Below are 19,580 nucleotides of genomic sequence, written 5' to 3' on the forward strand. Positions count from 1 at the left end.
AGAGAAATTCGTATGAAGAAGGATAATGAAATTAATCGTTCTGGGCTGCTAACAGGTAAAGTACAGCCATACGTACGGCTACGCCATTTTCTACCTGATCCAGGATGATGGACTGCTTGCTGTCGGCCACATCGCTGGTGATCTCCACACCTCTGTTGATCGGGCCGGGATGCATGACAATGATTTCTTTATCCAGGCTGTCCAGAATTTGTTTGTTCAGGCCATACATCATGGCATATTCTCTCAAAGATGGGAAGTATTTAATGTCCTGACGTTCCAGCTGTATGCGCAGCATGTTGGCTACATCGCACCAGTTTAGCGCCTTGATCAGGTTGTGTTCTACTTTTACACCCAGTTGGGCGATATGTTTTGGAATCAGGGTGGTTGGTCCGCAGACCATCACTTCTGCGCCTAACTTTTGCAGGCAAAGGATATTGGATACGGCTACGCGTGAATGCAAAATATCACCAACGATCACTACTTTTTTACCGGCTACTTCACCCAGCTTTTCACGGATAGAGAAAGCGTCAAGTAAAGCTTGTGTAGGGTGTTCGTGAGCACCATCTCCGGCGTTGACAATCTGTGCCTTGATGTGTTTGCTTAAAAATTGTCCTGCTCCAGCATATGGGTGGCGCATGACCACCATATCCACTTTCATGGCCAGGATGTTGTTTACGGTATCAATCAAGGTTTCACCTTTGCTTACCGATGAGGAAGAGGCGGCAAAATTCACTACATCAGCAGAGAGCCGTTTTTCTGCCAGCTCAAATGAAAGTTTGGTCCGTGTAGAGTTTTCAAAGAAAATATTGGCGATGGTGATGTCTCTTAAAGATGGAACTCTTTTAATCGGTCTGTTGATTACGTCTTTAAAATTATCTGCAGTTTCGAAAATCAATTCGATATCATTCCGGTTAATATCTTTAATGCCTAAAAGATGTCGGGTTGATAGTTTTTCTGCTGCCATATTATTTATTACTTTCTGATATTAAAATAACTTTATCCTCACCTTCAGTTTCCTTCCAGCTTACTCTAACTTGTTGCGAATCTAATGAATCTACCTGCTGACCGATATAATCTGGTTCGATAGGTACATGTCTGGAGAAACGTCTGTCAATAAGAACCATCAATTCCACTTTGGCCGGTCTGCCATAAGCCAGGAGCGCATCGAGTGCTGCACGAATGGTGCGGCCGGTCCACAAAACATCGTCGATTAAGATGACGTTTTTACCTTCTATGATGAAATCTATGGTATTGCTGCTTGCCGAAACCAGTCCGTGTTTACGTCTGAAGTCATCTCTAAAAAACGTAATGTCTAGATTACCTTTTTGAATGGTACTTTTTTTCAGTACTTCTGAAAGCTCGTGTTTTACGCGGTCGGCAAAATAACTGCCTCTGGGCTGTATGCCAATTAAAACAGTATTAGAAAAATCGTTGTGATTCTCAATTAATTGATGACAAAGTCTCTTAATTGTGATCTGGAATTTTTGACCGTCTAGCAGGGTTCTTTTTTGCATTGACTTAATGATTATGCAAATATAGCTAAAAAGTTGTAACCTCAAACCTCCAGAACTGCTTTTTAAAAGAATATGGCGAGGTAAAATTAAGAGAGGAAATGGTCTATGCTGAAAAACTCTACGAGACAGGTAGTTAAATTGAAAATAAAATGTATTGCGACGCCATACCAAATCGTTTTTTCTTTAATTCTTATACGTCCAAGAATAATGGCGAAGGGAAGGAGCCAGAAAAAGGACAATACATTGAGGTGAATGATGAAAAAAAGGAAGGAAGAAATGTATATGGCTTCTTTTTCACCAACAACGATTAATAGTTTTTGCATGAGGTAACCTCTGAAGGATAATTCTTCAAAAACTGCGGGAAAAATGGCCATGGATAAAATCATGATATACCGGCCATATTCATGGGATTTATATACATCAAAATAAGTGAATTTTTCATGTAATAACCTTGTGTTGATATAATTTGCTATAAAATGAAGCGTAAGTGAAGCCATTGCGGCCAGCGCGACAAATGCAAGCAGTTTTTTCAAAGAAAAGTTTGGCCATCGTAAGAGCTGTTTGTTTTCTGACCAATTGTATGTGAAAAATGCCATGGCCGTTCCTGCCATGGCAAAATCTAATGCTAATGTAATGGTAATGCTTGTTTCCTGAATCAGAAAGGCGCAAATGCACAATACAAGCTGGATCAGGATAAATAGTCCAGCTTGTAATAAACTGAGCCATTTTTTTGAATAAATCTGAACTTCCAGGTCGTTTTGTGCCTGACCGCATTTGCTGCAAAAATTACCCTCAGCGATTTCATTTTGACAATTGCTGCAAAGCTTACGTGGCGTTTCTTCCTGTTCCAATTAATCTATGTTCAGCTCCTTTTTGAGCTTATCAACTTCCAATACGGCTTTAATTCCTTTTATTAGCGCGCCAATAACAATGATTTTGACAATTAGACCGGAGACAATTGTCATAGGAGAAATCACTGCATTTAATAAGATGATGATCAAGTAAAGGGATAGTCCTGTGATCATGGCTGCAGTAGGCTTGTTTTTACTCCAGATGCCGAGTCCTAAAAAGGACAAAATCAGGAAGATATTGGTCATTAATGTAGCGAGCTGGTCTTCACCTGCTGAGGAAAAATAAATTACGATAGCGGAAAAAGCGGTAAGACCTGAAAGCCAATATAAGGACTTACATGCAGTCGCAACCTTTTCATTCAGGGATTCCAGATCTATTTCTTTTACGTTCCGCTCAGAAAGGAAATTTTTCTGATCCTGTTCGGTACCTTGAAAGGGGAAGCCGCAGGTTTTGCAGAAAAGATCGTTGATTTCATACTTTGTATAACAACAGCTACAGTCATTATTAGCTATATTTTCCATTAAAGACGTTAATTTCACATAAAGATATCATTGTAGCAATAGAATACAAAGTATTTTGTGATTTCTTAGTTGCTTAAATATCGCTTACTGTAATTGATGTTCATCATGTCATATCGTTTAAACTGCGTTTTCAACCTGTTCTGGAAATCTGTAAAATCCCTTTTTTCTTTAGGACTCCAGAGTACCTCACTTAAAGCGTCCAGTCGGGGGAAGAGCATGTAGTTTACTTTGGCCGGGTTGGCAATGTATTCAGACCAGAGGTTTGCTTGTGCGCCCCAGATGTACTGGGCCTCTGCAGGCGTTAAAATTGCCGGAACTGGTTCGTAATTGTAAACATCTTTTAAAGGCAGGTATTTTGCCGCTGTAAGGGAATCGTCTTTTAAAAACTGGCTGTGGTTAAAATACATCATGGCTTCAGGTGTCATGATGACTTTATGTTGTTGTTTTGCTGCAGCAATGCCTCCTTTTTCCCCACGCCAGCTCATTACGATGGCATTTGGGGCGAGACCACCGTCCAGGATTTCATCCCATCCAATTATGGTTTTTCCTTTACTGTTCACGAATTGCTCTACACGATGGATGAAATAGCTTTGCAAGCCACTTTCATCTTTTATACCTTTCGCTTTCATGATTTGTTGTGATACTGCCGATTGCTTCCACCACATTTTTGACGCTTCGTCTCCGCCAATGTGAATGTATTTGGATGGAAAGAGTTCTATCACTTCAGTCAGTACTTCGTCCAGAAATTTAAAGGTTTTTTCTGTGGGTTGCAGGACATTATTTTGTCTGTTGAAAATTCCCCAGGTTTGGGCTACTTCATATTTTTTCGCAGGCTCGGTACCAAACTCCGGATAAGCGGCCAATACAGCCATACTATGAGCGGGTACATCAATTTCAGGAATCACGTTAATGTAACGGTCAGCCGCATATCTGATCACTTCTTTTACTTCTTCCTGGGTGTAGTAGCCGCCATACCTTAAGCCATCATTGCCAGTGCCGGGAAAGAGACCTATAATGGTACCATTGCGCCAGGCACTGATTGCTGTTAGTTTAGGATGTTTTTTGATTTCTATTCGCCAGCCCTGATCGTCGGTCAGGTGCCAGTGGAAATTATTGAGTTTATGAAATGCGAGATAATCTATATATGTTTTTATAAATTCAATATCGAAAAAATGTCTGCTTACATCCAGGTGCATTCCTCTGTAGGAAAACCTGGGATGATCTACAATTGAAACCGCCGGAATTTGCATTGAAGCAGTTTTGTTTGTAGGTAGGAGTTGGAGTAAGGTTTGTATGCCGTAAAATACACCTGGACCGGAGGTTCCGATGATTGCGATATTTTCTTTAGATGCATTCAATACGTAGGCGTCATCGAACTCACTGGCTCTTGTATCTAGTGTCAGGTTAATCCTGTTTGCTATACTGTCTTTAGCTGTTATTGCAAGTTTAAGTTGAAAATACTTGCTTAAATACGCATTTAAATTGTCTGCCGATTTGATTAAGGTACTGTCTTTGACTACAATTTTTGTGTTTTTGTCAATGACAAAAGGGCTTGATTTTTTTTTAATATCCAGATAGGCGGGTTGAGGAATGATTTGAACTTGCTGGGCGGTTAGCCGATTGGCCAGTAACAGTAAAAGGCAAAATATCGTAATTCTTCTCATGGTGTGGATTGTGATTTGTGTGTGTTTGCAAAATAGTAAAAAATGCAGGGCATATCAAGAACAAGTGAGGGCTGCTGAGCTAACTCTGCATGAAAAGTATAATATAAAAAAAAAAGCATCCCGGTTAGGGGATGCTTTTCAATATATTAAGTTTTAAAGATTACTCGCCTTTTTTAGCTTTGTTTTCTTCACCTTCCATTTGTTGTTTCAATTGTGCAAGCACGCCTAAATCACCTAATGTAGATTTTTCAACTGAATCTTTAACTTTTTTCACTGCACTGCTAGAAGCTTTAGCTTCTTTTTTCTTAGCATTACGCTCTTCTGCAACAGCTTCAGCTTTAGCCTCTTCCCAGATACGGGCGTGAGACACAACGATACGTTTAGCATCTTTGTTGAATTCAATGATTTTGAAGTCATTGGTTTCTTCAGCTTTGATGGTTCCACCGTCTTCTTTAGCCATGTGTTTAGTTGGTACGAAACCTTCTACACCATATGGTAAAGCAATAACAGCACCTTTATCAGTTACTTTAACAACAGTACCCTGGTGGATTGAATCTAACGTGAAGATAGTTTCAAAAGTATCCCAAGGGTTTTCTTCTAATTGTTTGTGACCTAAGCTCAATTTGCGGCTTTCAACATCTAATTCAAGAACAACTACGTCTAATGTATCACCAACTTTAGTGAATTCGTTAGGGTGGTTAACTTTTTTAGACCAAGAAAGGTCAGAGATGTGGATTAATCCGTCGATACCTTCTTCGATTTCAACAAATACACCGAAGTTAGTCATGTTTTTAACTACAGCAGTATGTTTGCTTCCGATAGGATATCTTTCAGCAACATTTTGCCAAGGATCTTGAGTTAATTGCTTAATACCTAAGCTCATTTTGCGTTCGTCTCTGTCTAAAGTTAAAACTTCAGCTTCGATTTCATCGCCAACTTTCAAGAATTCTTGTGGGCTGCGCAGGTTTTGTGACCAAGACATTTCTGATACGTGGATTAAACCTTCAACACCAGGAATGATTTCTAAGAAAGCACCGTAATCAGCTACAGTAACAATTTTACCTTTAACTTTAGAACCAACAGCTAAGTTAGTATCTAAAGATTCCCAAGGGTGAGGAGTCAATTGTTTTAAGCCTAATGCGATACGTTTTTTCTCGTCATCGAAGTCAAGAACTACCACATTGATTTTCTCGTCTAAGCTCAATACTTCTTTTGGATGCTCTATGCGGCCCCAAGAAATGTCAGTAATGTGAAGTAAACCGTCAACACCACCTAAATCGATGAACACACCGAAGTCAGTAATGTTTTTAACAGTACCTTCTAATACCTGACCTTTTTCAAGTTTAGAAACGATTTCAACTTTTTGGCTTTCTAAGTCGTCTTCAATTAAGATTTTATGAGATACAACTACGTTTTTAAATTCGTGGTTAATCTTAACAACTTTGAATTCCATTGTTTTACCCACGTATACATCGTAATCGCGGATAGGTTTGATGTCAATTTGAGAACCAGGTAAGAAAGCTTCAACACCCATGATGTCAACGATAAGACCACCTTTAGTACGGCTTTTAACAAATCCGTTGATGATTCTGTCATTGTCAAGAGCCTCATTAATAGACTCCCATGATCTTTGGGTTTTAGCTCTTTTACGAGATAAAATTAACTGGCCGTTAGCATCTTCAGGGGCTTCCACGAAAACGTCAACTTTGTCGCCAACTTTCAAATCAGGTGTATCACGGAATTCAGAAGTTGATACTAAACCGTCAGATTTAAATCCTACGTTTAATACGACATCTTTGTTGTTGATTGAAACAACAGTACCGCTGATGATTTCACCTTGGGTGATTTGATTGAAAGTATCGGTATACATATCTTCAAACTTTTTACGGTCTGCATCACTGTAATTTCCGAATGCTTTGTCGTCTGCATCCCAGTCAAAATCCTGATCTGGAGTTGCTAATGATGATTTGATCTGTTCGATCGACACTGAATCAGCTTCTGATTCAATGGTTTCTTTCTCAGCCAGACGAGCGTCTGCGCCTTGTAATTCGGCTGTTTTAGCCTCTAGTTCTTTTTCTGCTACTTGTTTTTTAGCCATTAAAATTAAATCTCCTTTTCCCGTGAGGGACGGCAAAGATAGAAATTAATATTTTTGAACCAAAGATTTTTTTGATAAATGTTGTTGATTTAGAACAGATTGTAAGAATTAATGGGCTAAGCAACCCTTGTTTTAAATTTATCGCGGTAATCTTTTGGCGTCATACCAGCGCTTTTTTTAAACAATTGTCTAAAAGCCTTAAGGTCATTATAGCCGGAATTGAGCATGATCTCCAGGATGCTTTGATTGGTTTGTTCCAATAGCTTTTTGGCTTTTTCAATTCTTGTTTTCTGCAGGTACTCGATCATGGTGTTACCGGTGGCCTGTTTAAACCTGCGTTCGATGTTTCTTCTGCTGGCAGGAATTTGTTGTAGGATATCCTCTATGGTTGCAGATTTATCATACATATGTTCAATACAGGTCTGTGTTTTGGTAACCAGTTCGTCGCCATGGTCGTGAGCAGGGATAAATGTACCAAAATAACTTTGCTGACCTCGGTTCATATCAATGGCGAAGACTTTAGCCATGTTTACAGCAATTTCCCGGTTGCCATAGTTGTGAATCAGTTTGAGCAGCAAATGAAAGGTACTGGTTGCTCCTCCACTTGTATATATACCCTGGTCATAGGTGACCACCTCATTGGCTCTCAAGTATACATCGGGGAAGGTATTGGCAAAAGCCGTACTGGCATGAATATGTGTGGTTGCATTTTTTCCGTCAAGCAGCCCGCTAGCACCTAACAAAAATGCACCTGTACAAAAGCTGGCCAGCTCTACACCAGATTCATGCTGCCTGCGTAACCAGGGTATAAATTCCAGATTTTCATTGATGGCAGCAGCGATATCCGATGTATTAAAAGCAGGGATCAGAATCAAATCGGGCTTGACCGCTGATTGCAGTGGTCCGGGTTTGTGATTGTTAAATACTGGTATTTGATTGTTGCTGTTTTTAGCATATAGCACATTTAGGTCAAACAATTTGTCCTCCCCTTTAGCTAGATAATGACTGTTCACTGTATCAAAGACATCGAGTATTGCTGCTACGCTAAGCAGGCGATATTTATTGGGTAATAGTAACGCTACTTGTGTCATTTTTTTCTATTTAGGATGCAAATTAGAAAAAATATCTCAAAAAGAACTAAGGTGTATCAAGCAGGATTTATTATCCCTATTATGAAACAAATCTAGGTTTGCTCAACGAATTTTTTCAGGTTTGTACCGATAATCTGCGTCCAGCCGGCTGCAAAACTTGCTTTTGCAAAGTCTGGATCATCTTTAGGGAAAGTTTCTAAACCGGTATGCGTTAAGGTTAAGCGGGTATCTGTGCCAACGCTAAACAATTCAAATTTAATGCATGATTTTCCCGGGTAATTGTCGTATGCCCAGGTATAAGCTAAGGTTTTTTGCACTTCGGCTTCCTTAACTTCACAAATGTGCAGGTATTGTTTTTTTTCGCTGCCAGCTAAAAACTGGAACTTGAAACCGGGTTCTGCTTTGAAACTTTCAATATTAAAATACCATTGCTGTAGCTTTGCAGCTTCGGTCAGGGCTTCCCATACGGTATTTATTGAGGCGTTAAAGGTTCTTTCTATCAAAAATGAATCGGTTTTCATGGACATGTCATTTTAGGTTTGCAATGGTTGCATTTAGTAAGCACTAAGATTAAAACGTCACAAACATCAAATGGTTTTTGTTTTTAGTTTCTAAAGGATAGGCTAGCTGCCCCATGGAAACTTTCTAGAGCTTCACACTTTAGCCTTTACTTCGGTTATTTGTTTATAGCTGGAACAATACTATGATATGATTAACGTTCTCATCTCAAATGTTTTAGTCCATGTCTAATTGGGGTGGGAAAGGAACGGGTTATGTGCCAATTTGTAGGGATTTTAGGACGTTTTGTAAAATATGAATCTAAATCAGCTTTCAAATGAACAGAAAAAAAAGAAAGAAGCCGCCTGTTGAGACGGTAATTACTCCTATGAATTACAAACGGCTATTTGCCTTTTTACATGCTTTAACCGAAGTAAGGCATCGAAATTTCGAATCCGAATTGGGCCTGTTACTTAGAGGTTTATATTACGAAGATGGCGGAGAATGGTTTGATGAGGGAAAACGTTGTGAAAAAGCAGCCTTTTTAACCAGTGGTTTTGCTTATGGGCACTATCATGAACGTACGATGGGAAAGGTGGTTTTTAAAATCTTTAAACCCGGAGAACTGATTGTCAATGCGGATGTTTTTTTTAACGGCGTACGTTCAAATTTTAGTGCCTCACTTTGTCCGGAAGCGAATCTGATGTACATCACTCAAGATGATCTTCGAAGCTTAGTGTGCAATTTCTCCGGCGTACAGGAACTGGTGATTAAAACCGTGTCGGCATTACACCGGGACGTATTGGAGCGAGAAGAAATGCTCCGTATGCAGGGAAAAAAAAGAATCATTCAGTTTTTTAAAATTTATCCGGATTTATTGAAATCCGCCAGACAAGGGCCGATGACGTATCAGGATATTGCCAGCTATCTGCAGATGACACCGTTTAATTTTAGTCTATTGATGAAGGCCTTGTTCCCTCATTTGAGCGCCGAAATTGAGGCGCCTTCAACTTAACGGTCTAACTGCCGGTTTTACCGGCCTAAAATGCCTGTCTGCCTATTTATTGTTCCGAATTTATCTCCCTCACGGTAACTTTATGGTATAATCATAGGTAGAGATTAATTTTCATAGTTGGCGGAAGAAATTCCGTAGTTTTAGGGGATCCGTTAAGTAGTGGCGCTACTTGCGGATTTTTATTTTTTTATATTTGGGATAAGACATCTCTTCATGCATACGATTTTACCTTTTTTATTGGCCATGATAGCCGCTATCGTGCTATTGAATATGTGGGCTGCAAAACTTAAAATTGCCTATCCGATTTTGTTGGTGGTTGCAGGTTTACTGATCAGTTTTATTCCGGGGTTACCGGTTGTGAAAATTAATCCGGATTTGATCTTTTTTCTGTTCCTGCCGCCGCTTTTATTTGAGGCCGCCTGGACCATTTCGTTTAAGGAGATGAAAAAGTGGTGGCGCATTATTGGTAGCTTTGCTTTTTTGGTGGTGTTTTTTACGGCATTATCCGTGGCTTTAGTTACCAATCACCTCATTCCTGGGTTCACAATTGCTTTGGGATTTTTACTTGGGGGAATTGTTTCACCGCCTGATGCGGTCAGTACCGGAGCCATTACCAAATTTGTAAAAATTCCCAAATCTACATCTGCCATTCTGGAAGGCGAAAGTTTGTTGAATGACGCCTCCTCATTGATCATTTTTCGCTTTGCACTGGTCGCCGTTGGTACGGGTCAGTTCATCTGGCAGGAAGCCGCGGTCAGTTTTCTTTGGATGGTTATTGGTGGGGTAGGCATTGGTTTGCTATTGGCCTGGATATTTGTTCAGGCGCATAAATATCTACCTACTGATGCGCCCTCTGACATTGCGCTTACGTTGATAGAACCTTACTTTATGTATTGGATAGCAGAACAGGTCCATAGTTCAGGTGTATTGGCAGTTGTAGCGGGTGGTTTATTCATGTCGTCTAAAAGGTTGATTTTTTTAAATAGTGCCAGTCGCATCAGGGGCTATAGTGTCTGGGAGAGTTTCGTATTTATACTTAATGGTATCGTGTTTCTGATTATAGGACTGGAGCTTCCAGAAATTGTGGGTGGATTGCGCTCGAAAGGAATTCCTTTGGGTACAGCCATTGGTTATGGATTGTTGGTTACCGGAGTTTTAATTGCTGCCAGGATTATTAGTTCTTACGCGGCGATGGCCGCTACCTATATTTTCAGGCCAAGCGTGGCCCCCCGTGCTTCCTCGAATAGTAGAACCTGGTTGATGCCACTTTTGCTGGGCTGGACGGGTATGCGTGGCGTAGTTTCTCTGGCTGCAGCCCTGGCCATACCAGTGAAATACGACGGTAATGTCATTCCGCACCGGGATCTGATCCTGTTCATCACTTTTGTTGTGATATTGCTTACATTGCTGGTTCAGGGACTTACCTTGCCTTACTTTATAAAGCGGACGCAGTTGTTTACTGGACTTTACGCAGAACCGGAGGAAGAGCTTAGCCATGCCGTAAAACGACAGTTAAAGCAGCATATTTACCATTTTTTGAAAGGCAAATATGAGCATGAATTGCAGGGGCACAAAGGTGTAGAAAAAATGTTGGAGCACTGGGAAGAGAAAACCAAGGCGGCTGACGACGATTGGATGAGTGAGAAAAATAAAGTGATATTTGTAGAGATGCTCGAAAGCCAGCGGCAGTTTCTTGTGGAACTTAATAAAGATCCGGCAATCAACGAAGAGATTATCCGCAGGCAGTTGTATCAGATTGATCTGGAAGAGGAACGGTTGAAGGTTATTTAATACATCTTTTAACAGATGAATCGCGTACGATCAGGTTTGTAGAAAGCACAACCTTTTCTACCAGTTTTTCCTCTGAATTCATCTTTTGCAGGATGATGTCTATAAGTTTAAGAGAAATGTCCCTCACAGGTTGTGCAACGGCTGTAATAGAGGGATTATAAATCCTGAAGAAATCCTGATCGTCAAAAGCCACCACGGCAAAATCATCAGGGATGGTTAGTTTCAATTGATTGATGGCTTCCAGCCCCTTAAAAGCTAGGTAATTGGTGGAGAAAAAGATGGCATCCACTTCTTTATTCTCCTTTAAGTAAGTCACAATTTCTTTGACGCTTTGCTCAGGGGAACAAGTGAAAGGTATTTTTAATATTTTGGGTTCTTTTCCATTTTCCAGGATTGTTTTTTCGTAACCGTTAAGTCGCTCCAGCATCTGGTTCTGATCGGAAGAAGTGGTCACCAAAGCAATGTGTTCAAAGCCTGAATCAAACAGGTGCTGTACTGCTTTTTTTGAAGTATTAAAGTTATCTACCACCACATAGTCTGTTTCCAGACCAGGAAAATACCGGTCGAAAAGTACTACCGGTATTTTTCTATCGATCAGCGATTGAATTTCATCTTCAACACCTTTTGGTGGGGTTATGATATAGCCGTCTAAGTTTCTTTCTACAAAAAGCTTAATCAGTTCTTTAGTTTTTTCGGTATTGTCGTCTGTGCTGCAATAAATGATTTTATATCCTCGTTTGTATGCATCTTCTTCGATAATCCTTGCCACAGCAGAAAAAAATGCATTTGAAATGTCTTCTATGATCAGTCCGATGATGTTTGTTTTCCCGGTCCGCATTCCCCGCGCAAACTGATTTTGTTTATAGCCGGTATCCTCAATTGTTTTTAGTATTTTCTCTTTGAGCTCCACGCTGATCCTTTTTTCGTCGGCCTTGCCATTAAGTACAAAAGAAACTGTTGTAATTGATGTATTACATCGCTGTGCGATGTCCTTAATAGAGAGTTTAGCCATGTGCTTGCATTAGTGTTTTACTTTATAAAATTTGTAAGCGAATAAGAAGATCACAATATAGCAGATAATCGGGGTATAATAAGCATTTGCGATGCCGTATTTATCGGCAACCGCACCCATGATAAATGGAAAAAATGCGCCACCTACCACACCCATGGATAAAAATGAGGCTGCCTGTTGGGTGCGTGTGCCCAGATTTTTAAGACCTAAACTGAATATTGTAGGGAACATAATGCTAAAGAAGAAATTGATCATGAGTAAGGCGATAAAGGATGTCAGGCCAAAGCTTTGCGCTACGATGATACATAAGATGATATTACCCAGAGCAAAGATCGCCAGTAGTTTGTTAGGTGCGATAATCCGCATCAAAAATGTTCCTATAAAACGTCCGGCAAGCATCATTCCCATGAATAATACCATGTAATTTCCTGCTTCTGCGTCACTGAAGCCCATTTTTTCGTGTGCATAATTGATGAAAAAGGCCCATGTACCTGCCTGGGCTGCAACATTAAAAAACTGTGCAACAACCGCCCAGACAAAATGTTTATGGTCAAAAAGCCTTTTTTCAGGAGCTACGTCTACGTTTACAGCGTCCGCATCTGATTCGGTGACCGCATGGGGATCTGTGGTAGGAGGTACCTTTACAAATGAAAAGGAAACTGCTACGAGTAAAATGACCGTTCCGATTACCCCATACAGGATTTTAACAGAAGTTAAGTCTGTACTGCCTGCCACGTTATTTCGCAACAAAAAGTAACTGCCGATTGCGGGACCCAACATAGCACCAACTGCGTTGAAGGACTGCGCGAAATTGATGCGCTGGTCGCTGGTACGCTGATCACCCAGTGATGCTACAAACGGGTGGGCAACTGTTTCCAGTGTAGAAAGGCCGCAGCCGACCACGAACAGTGCAATGCCAAAAAAAGCGAAAGAAGAAATGTTGGCTGCGGGTACAAACAGAAATGCACCGGTAGCAAATAGCGCTAAGCCTAAAAGTACGCCTTTTTTATAGCCAAAACGTTTCATGAATAATCCCGCAGGTATACCCATTACGGCATAAGCGCCAAAAACAGCGAATTGCACAAAGGCCGACTGTGACTTGGAGAGACTCATGGTATGCTGAAAATGTTTGTTCAATACATCGGCCATGGTAATGGCGATGCCCCAAAACATAAATAATGAAGTGACAAATACAAGGGTAACCAGGAATTTCCTATCCGTAAAGGTTGCTTTTTGTTGCATGGTTTAATGTTTAAATTTGGTTGGTTTTATTTTAAAAATACGATTGACGTTTTTTTCTACTATGTTCAAACATAGGGATACTAAAATGATTTAGCAATATTAATTATTTCTTTTATATTTGGTAGTAGCAGAATATACTCTGATGCATTTAATTGAAAATGAAAAACCTGTCAGCCCGAAGCGCAATTTTTACCCTATTTGGCTTTTTAGCCTGGAATCAAAGCCCCTTAAAAGCGCAAAATGAAACATATAAAGCCGATATCGTAATTTATGGCGGTACCTCTGCAGCTGTTACTGCTGCCGTCCAGGCTACAAAAATGAAGAAATCTGTGATTATGATATCGCCGGATATTCATTTAGGGGGCCTTACTTCCGGCGGACTTGGTTTTACAGATACCGGAGATAAGTCAGTCATTGGTGGTCTGTCCCGTGAATTTTATCACCGTGTGTATTTACATTATCAAAGGGACAGTGCCTGGAAATGGCAAAAAAAAGAAGCTTACGGAAATAAAGGTCAGGGCACTCCGGCTATGGATGGCGCTGAGCGCACCATGTGGATCTTTGAACCGCATGTTGCCGAGCAAATCATGAACGATTTCATTAAGGAACATAAAATAAAAGTTTTAAAAAACGAGTGGTTAAACCGAAATAACGGGGTAGAAATGCGTGCAGGCAAAATCGTTTCCATAAAAACCCTGAGTGGGAAAAAAATAACTGGAAAAATGTTTATCGACGCCACTTATGAAGGGGACTTAATGGCTACTGCTAAAGTTAGCTATCATGTGGGCAGGGAAGCAAACAGTACCTATGGCGAAAAATGGAACGGCGTACAGGTAGGGGTGTTTCAACATGGACATCATTTTAAAACCAATATTTCAGCTTATCAGGTGCCGGGTGATAAAAATAGCGGTTTGCTGGCCGGAATTTCAACTGATGCACCAGGCAAGCAAGGATCTGGAGATCATAAGTTACAAGCCTACTGCTTTAGAATGTGTCTCACTAACATAGAAAACAATAGGCTTACATTTCCTAAACCCGATCATTATAATCCCAAAAATTATGAATTGTTGGCCAGAGTGTTTGAAAGCGGTTGGAGTGAGGTTTTCAATAAATACGATCCATTACCCAATCATAAAACAGACACCAATAACCACGGTCCCTTTAGTACCGATTACATCGGGATGAATTACGATTATCCTGAAGCCAGTTATGAAAAAAGAAAGGCCATTATTAAGCAACACGAAGATTATCAGAAAGGATTGATGTACTTTATGGCTACGGATCCAAGGGTGCCAAAAGACCTGCAAAAAAAGATAAATACCTGGGGCCTTGCCAAAGACGAATTTAAAGACAATGGAAATTGGCCACATCAGATTTATGTCAGAGAAGCCAGGAGGATGATTGGCGATTACGTCATGTCCGAAAATGAAGTTTTAGGAATTAAAGCTGTTTCCAATTCCATTGGCATGGGATCTTATGCCCTGGATTCGCACCATACACAACGTTATGTGGATGCCAACGGTTTTGTTCAAAATGAAGGTGATATTGGTGTAAAAGCTCCTAAGCCTTATGCTATACCTTACCAAGCTATTGTTCCCAAAAAATCAGAATGTAAAAATCTGTTTGTGCCGGTTTGCTTATCGGTATCCCATATTGCTTATGGTTCTATCAGAATGGAGCCTGTATTTATGATCCTGGGAGAGTCTGCAGCAACAGCAGCAGCATTGGCAATTGACCAGAATACCGCCATTCAGGATTTACCATACGGAGATTTGAAAAGTGCCTTGTTAAAGCAAAATCAGAAGTTAAATTTAAATTAGATTTCATGTATTTACTTAAGAAAATAAAAAAATATTATCGATGTTCTAAGCATAAAATTTCATAATATTAAAACATGATTAAAGAACTTTTAACTGCTTCATTATTAGTCGTATCCTCTGCTTTGTCTGCACAGACTATAGGGAAAGTTACAGATCCTGTAGATTGGGTTAACCCTTTAATGGGGACTGCCAGTAAACCGGCGCTGTCTAACGGTAATACATATCCTACAATTGCATTGCCATGGGGTATGAATTTTTGGACACCGCAAACTGGTAAAATGGGAGATGGATGGGCATATACCTATGATGCTGATAAAATCAGGGGTTTTAAGCAAACACATCAGCCATCTCCGTGGATGAACGATTACGGGCAGTTTTCAATTATGCCTGTAACTGGCAAAATGAAGTTTAATCAGGACGATAGGGCGAGCTGGTTTTCCCATAAATCTGAAGTAGTAAAGCCATATTATTATAGCGTTTATCTTGCAGATGCCGATGTAACGACAGAGATCAGTCCTACAGAGCGCGCCGCACAGTTCCGCGTTACCTTCCCTAAGTCTGATGAATCCTATATTGTAGTGGATGCATTCGACAAAGGATCTTATGTGAAGATCATTCCGGCTGAACATAAAATCATCGGTTACAGTACACGTTATAGCCGTGGCAAGCTGGAAAACTTCAAAAATTATTTTGTCATTTATTTTGATAAACCTTTTGCTTCTGCAGATGGATGGAAAGGCAACGACCTGTTAAAGGGACAGCTTGAAGTCAATGCAGACCATTCTGGAGCCATCGTTGGTTTTAAAACGGCCAAAGGTGAGCAGGTAAATATAAAAGTTGCTTCTTCATTTATCAGCTTTGAACAGGCTGAACTAAACCTGAGCAGAGAACTGTCTAACGATAGTTTTGAGACCACCAAACAAAAAGGTAAAACTACATGGAACAAAACGCTCGGCAAAATTTCCGTAGAGGGCGGTACAGTAGATCAAACACGTACCTTTTATTCCAGTTTCTACCGTACGTTGTTTTTTCCACATAAAATGTACGAACTGGATAAAACCAATAAAGTAGTACACTGGAGCCCTTATACGGGCAAAGTATTGCCTGGTTACAGATTTGGTGGTACTGGTTTTTGGGATACTTTCAGGGCATTATATCCCTTCTTGAATCTCATGTATCCGGCAGTGAACAAAGAAATGCAGGAAGGCTTAATTAACGATTATAAAGAAGGTGGCTGGCTGCCGGAATGGTCCAGCCCGGCCTACGCAGATTGTATGATCGGTAATAACTCAGCTTCGGTAGTAGCAGATGCCTATATTAAAGGGATGCGTGGATATGACATCAATACCCTATGGGAAGCCGTAAAGCATGGTGCAAATAACGAAGGTCCGCAGGCAACAGGCCGGCGGGGGGTTAAATACTATAATGAGCTGGGATATGTGCCTTACGATGTAAAGATCAATGAAAATGCAGCAAGAACTTTAGAATATGCTTATGATGATTTTACCATTTATCAATTGGGTAAAGCGTTGAAAAAGCCAGCTTCGGAAATTGATATTTATAAACAACGCAGTATGAACTACAAAAATCTCTTTGACCCTTCAAGTGGATTAATGCGTGGTAAAAATGCAGATGGTAAATTCCAGTCTCCATTTAATCCTTTTAAATGGGGAGATGCTTTTACAGAAGGAAATAGCTGGCACTACTCCTGGTCTGTGTTTCAGGATATAGATGGATTGGCCACATTAATGGGAGGTAAAGAGAAATTTGTGAACAAGCTTGATTCTGTATTTACACTTCCTCCTGTTTTTGACGACAGTTATTATGGTGGTGTAATCCACGAGATCCGTGAGATGCAGATTGCCAATATGGGTCAGTATGCACATGGAAATCAGCCAATACAACACATGATTTACCTGTATAATTATGCCGGTGCACCATGGAAAACGCAGTATTGGGTTCGTGAGACTATGGACAGAATGTACAAGGCTACACCAGACGGATATTGTGGTGATGAAGATAACGGACAGACCTCTGCATGGTATGTTTTCTCTGCAATGGGCTTTTATCCGGTAACTCCGGCTGTAGACCAGTATGTGATTGGTGCTCCTTTATTCAAAAAGGTAACACTTAACCTTGAAAATGGAAAAACACTAACCATCAATGCTGCAAAAAATAACAAAGATAACAAGTACATCAAGAGTTTAACACATAACGGTAAACCCTATACCAGGAACTGGCTAAGTCATTTAGCCTTGTTGCAAGGGGGCGTGTTGAATTTTGAAATGTCTGCAAATCCCAACAAAAACAGGGGGACAGACCGTGCTGATTATCCATATTCATTGTCTACGGTAAAAGAGTAATTCATTGTCAACTATGATGGACAAAGTGGTCTTTAGCGATGAAAAATGCTCAGATGATCTTTAGCTTTTTAAACCGAAGGTCATCCAATTTAGAATCGTCGCTGGGAAGTTCCGTGACCAGGACATTTACGTGCTGGAGATTGCAGACTACAAACGGTTCAACTGTGCCTATCTTGTTGCTATTGACAACTACAGCTACCGTTTTAGAACCTTTCAACATGGCCTTCTTAACTGCACCATCTTCTCTTATTGCCGATGTGATGCCAAAGTCAGTTGAGATTGCGCAAGTACCCATCAGATAAAGGTCGACAACAAAATCAGCTGCTTCATCACATGTTCTGGCACCTGTGTTTGTTTGTGTATTCCTGTCATAGTTTCCGCCAAGCACGATGATCTCTACATTTCGGAACCTGTCTAATAACGGAACTAAAGCTATATTATTGGTGATGATCCTCAATGAAGCGTTAATTGGCAAATACTCAGCAACGGTACATATGGTGGTTCCACCATCCATGAAAATACTCATTCCAGGTTTGAGTAAAGACTGGACCTTCATCCCGATGACCTCTTTTTCTGTGGCGTGAAAATTTGTCCGGTCCTGAAAGGAAAGTGGATTCTTATCGCGTGGTATGGCCCCACCTCTGACTTTTGATAGCAGACCATTTTCATGCAGGTAATCAATGTCCCGACGAATGGTATCCTCAGAAACAGATAGTGCTGCAGACAGTTCAGTATAACTGGCCATGCCTTTATTCTTCAGACTGGAGATGATGTGTTCGAACCGTTTTTCTCTGATCATGTACTTACAAATATAATTCTTTAGGACCGTTGCTTAAAATCGTAGAACTCCGGCTTTCCGTTTTGCGTTTATTTGCAAATTTGCAAATATTTGCATTAATTTGCATCATGAAAAATAATAACACCACGGTAAAAGCCAAAAAAGCAACACAGTATGTTTTTTTAGTTTGCGGGTTTGCACTTTCAAGCTGGGCACCAATGGTACCTTTCGCAAAAGAAAGACTTCAGCTTAATGATGGAAGCCTGGGATTACTTCTACTGCTTTTTGGTGCCGGAGCGATTTCGATGATGCCGCTGAGCGGTTATCTTTCTAAGTTATACGGTACCCGGGTCGTGATTTTGATTTCGGGAATGATAGCAGCTGTTTTTCTTCCGGTCCTGCTATTGATGCCCAATCCCTGGACAATGGGGGCCGCGCTTTTTATTTTTGGCAGTGGAATCGGGGTCATTGATGTGGCGATGAATTCTCAAGGTATCCATGTTCAGAACCGATATGGACGTCCAATCATGTCATCCCTCCATGGCCTTTTTAGCGTGGGTGGCCTATGTGGTTCTCTGGGCTTAGGATTATTGATGCGGGCAGGGCTCAACCCCTTAACAGCAGCTGTATCAATTTCGATACTGCTGATCGTTATCCTGCTATGGAAATACCAGTCGCTGTTTTCTAAAAACCAAGAGAATGACCTCCGGGAAAATCCAGGCCATGATGACAATAAGATAAAAAACAGATCAGGATGGTTCAGCCCGGCAATACTTTTTCTGGGCGCAGCGTGTTTTGCTGTATTTCTCTCCGAAGGCGCAATGCTGGATTGGAGTGCTCTTTTTTTAAAGGAAAATAGGGGTGTTGATGCAGAACTTGCAGGAGTCGGGTATGCCACTTTTTCGATTGCGATGGCAGCCATGCGACTTTTGGGAGATCGCATTGTGGAACGTTTTAGTGAAAAAATCGTTGTCGTTGGTGGTGGTCTGATCGCGGCTTTGGGGATTTTTATTGCCGTAGTAACACCGTGGGTTCCGACCACGCTGTTGGGCTTCGTACTTTTAGGTGTAGGTGCAGCAAATATAGTCCCTGTTTTTTTTAGCGAGGGAGGCAGACTTAAAAGCGTACCAGCTTCGGTGGCGATTCCTGCAATTAGCACTATGGGCTACGCAGGTCAGCTAGCTGGTCCAGCGCTGCTTGGATTCATCGCTTACCACTTTTCATTAGCAGTTGCGTTGATGTTTACCGGGATATTGTTGCTGAGTGTTGCCCTCGCTTACGCCTTCAGAAAAGCCAATGTTTAACATGTTTAATAGACTAG

General features: G+C 40.8%; 16 protein-coding genes. 5 read left to right on the plus strand and 11 right to left on the minus strand.

Annotation, left to right across the window (positions count from 1 at the left end):
• Positions 1–31 precede the first annotated feature (31 nt).
• The 8 genes from IM797_RS17980 to IM797_RS18015 all read right to left on the minus strand — a co-directional run bounded on the left by IM797_RS17980 (position 32) and on the right by IM797_RS18015 (position 8,261).
• Positions 32–964, minus strand: coding sequence for an aspartate carbamoyltransferase catalytic subunit (locus tag IM797_RS17980; RefSeq protein ID WP_194128561.1), 933 nt, complete (start codon positions 962–964; stop codon positions 32–34).
• Between the two features lies 1 nt (position 965).
• Entirely contained in the window at positions 966–1,514 is a 549-nt protein-coding gene (gene pyrR / locus IM797_RS17985) for a bifunctional pyr operon transcriptional regulator/uracil phosphoribosyltransferase PyrR (RefSeq protein WP_194128562.1), read from the minus strand.
• Positions 1,515–1,600: 86 nt separating this feature from the next.
• The gene (locus tag IM797_RS17990) at positions 1,601–2,365 is read right to left on the minus strand and encodes a CPBP family intramembrane glutamic endopeptidase (protein ID WP_194128563.1); all 765 of its coding nucleotides are present in this window, start codon (positions 2,363–2,365) and stop codon (positions 1,601–1,603) included.
• Positions 2,366–2,887: a hypothetical protein gene (locus IM797_RS17995; RefSeq protein ID WP_194128564.1), complete on the minus strand. Its 522-nt coding sequence runs from the start codon at positions 2,885–2,887 to the stop codon at positions 2,366–2,368. It lies immediately after the preceding gene.
• Positions 2,888–2,952: 65 nt separating this feature from the next.
• Entirely contained in the window at positions 2,953–4,551 is a 1,599-nt protein-coding gene (locus tag IM797_RS18000; RefSeq protein WP_194128565.1) for a beta-N-acetylhexosaminidase, read from the minus strand.
• Between the two features lie 160 nt (positions 4,552–4,711).
• Positions 4,712–6,649, minus strand: a complete 1,938-nt coding sequence (rpsA, locus tag IM797_RS18005) for a 30S ribosomal protein S1 (protein ID WP_194128566.1) — start codon at positions 6,647–6,649, stop codon at positions 4,712–4,714.
• Positions 6,650–6,765: 116 nt separating this feature from the next.
• Positions 6,766–7,740 carry a GlxA family transcriptional regulator gene (locus IM797_RS18010; RefSeq protein WP_194128567.1) on the minus strand — a complete coding sequence of 325 codons (975 nt, stop codon included), beginning with the start codon at positions 7,738–7,740 and terminating at the stop codon, positions 6,766–6,768.
• 92 nt (positions 7,741–7,832) lie between these two features.
• Positions 7,833–8,261, minus strand: a complete 429-nt coding sequence (locus IM797_RS18015) for an SRPBCC domain-containing protein (RefSeq protein ID WP_194128568.1) — start codon at positions 8,259–8,261, stop codon at positions 7,833–7,835.
• Between the two features lie 314 nt (positions 8,262–8,575).
• On the opposite strand from IM797_RS18015, the gene IM797_RS18020 reads away from it, so the two are divergent.
• Together IM797_RS18020 and IM797_RS18025 are read left to right on the plus strand one after the other, a co-directional pair.
• Entirely contained in the window at positions 8,576–9,253 is a 678-nt protein-coding gene (locus IM797_RS18020; RefSeq protein WP_194128569.1) for a Crp/Fnr family transcriptional regulator, read from the plus strand.
• Positions 9,254–9,466: 213 nt separating this feature from the next.
• The gene (locus tag IM797_RS18025) at positions 9,467–11,044 is read left to right on the plus strand and encodes a Na+/H+ antiporter (protein ID WP_194128570.1); all 1,578 of its coding nucleotides are present in this window, start codon (positions 9,467–9,469) and stop codon (positions 11,042–11,044) included.
• Here IM797_RS18025 and IM797_RS18030 read toward each other — a convergent pair.
• Positions 11,037–12,056 (minus strand): LacI family DNA-binding transcriptional regulator, encoded by a 1,020-nt coding sequence (locus IM797_RS18030; protein ID WP_194128571.1) that lies wholly within the window; start codon positions 12,054–12,056, stop codon positions 11,037–11,039. The genes IM797_RS18025 and IM797_RS18030 overlap by 8 nt on opposite strands.
• A 9-nt stretch (positions 12,057–12,065) precedes the next feature.
• Positions 12,066–13,298 (minus strand): L-fucose:H+ symporter permease, encoded by a 1,233-nt coding sequence (gene fucP / locus IM797_RS18035; protein WP_194128572.1) that lies wholly within the window; start codon positions 13,296–13,298, stop codon positions 12,066–12,068.
• Between the two features lie 158 nt (positions 13,299–13,456).
• Between fucP and IM797_RS18040 the strand changes: the two genes are divergently transcribed.
• Entirely contained in the window at positions 13,457–15,118 is a 1,662-nt protein-coding gene (locus tag IM797_RS18040) for an FAD-dependent oxidoreductase (RefSeq protein WP_194128573.1), read from the plus strand.
• Positions 15,119–15,192: 74 nt separating this feature from the next.
• On the plus strand, positions 15,193–17,481 hold the full coding sequence (locus IM797_RS18045) for a GH92 family glycosyl hydrolase (RefSeq protein ID WP_194128574.1): 2,289 nt from the start codon (positions 15,193–15,195) through the stop codon (positions 17,479–17,481).
• Positions 17,482–17,530: 49 nt separating this feature from the next.
• Here the strand turns inward: IM797_RS18045 and IM797_RS18050 are convergent, their stop codons facing one another.
• Positions 17,531–18,280 carry a DeoR/GlpR family DNA-binding transcription regulator gene (locus IM797_RS18050; protein ID WP_194128575.1) on the minus strand — a complete coding sequence of 250 codons (750 nt, stop codon included), beginning with the start codon at positions 18,278–18,280 and terminating at the stop codon, positions 17,531–17,533.
• A 107-nt stretch (positions 18,281–18,387) separates the two neighbouring features.
• Here IM797_RS18050 and IM797_RS18055 point away from each other — a divergent pair, with 107 nt between their 5' ends.
• Positions 18,388–19,563: an MFS transporter gene (locus tag IM797_RS18055; RefSeq protein ID WP_194128576.1), complete on the plus strand. Its 1,176-nt coding sequence runs from the start codon at positions 18,388–18,390 to the stop codon at positions 19,561–19,563.
• The last annotated feature ends 17 nt before the right edge of the window (positions 19,564–19,580 follow it).

The sequence above is a fragment of the Pedobacter sp. MC2016-24 genome (assembly GCF_015223055.1).
GTDB lineage: Bacteria > Bacteroidota > Bacteroidia > Sphingobacteriales > Sphingobacteriaceae > Pedobacter.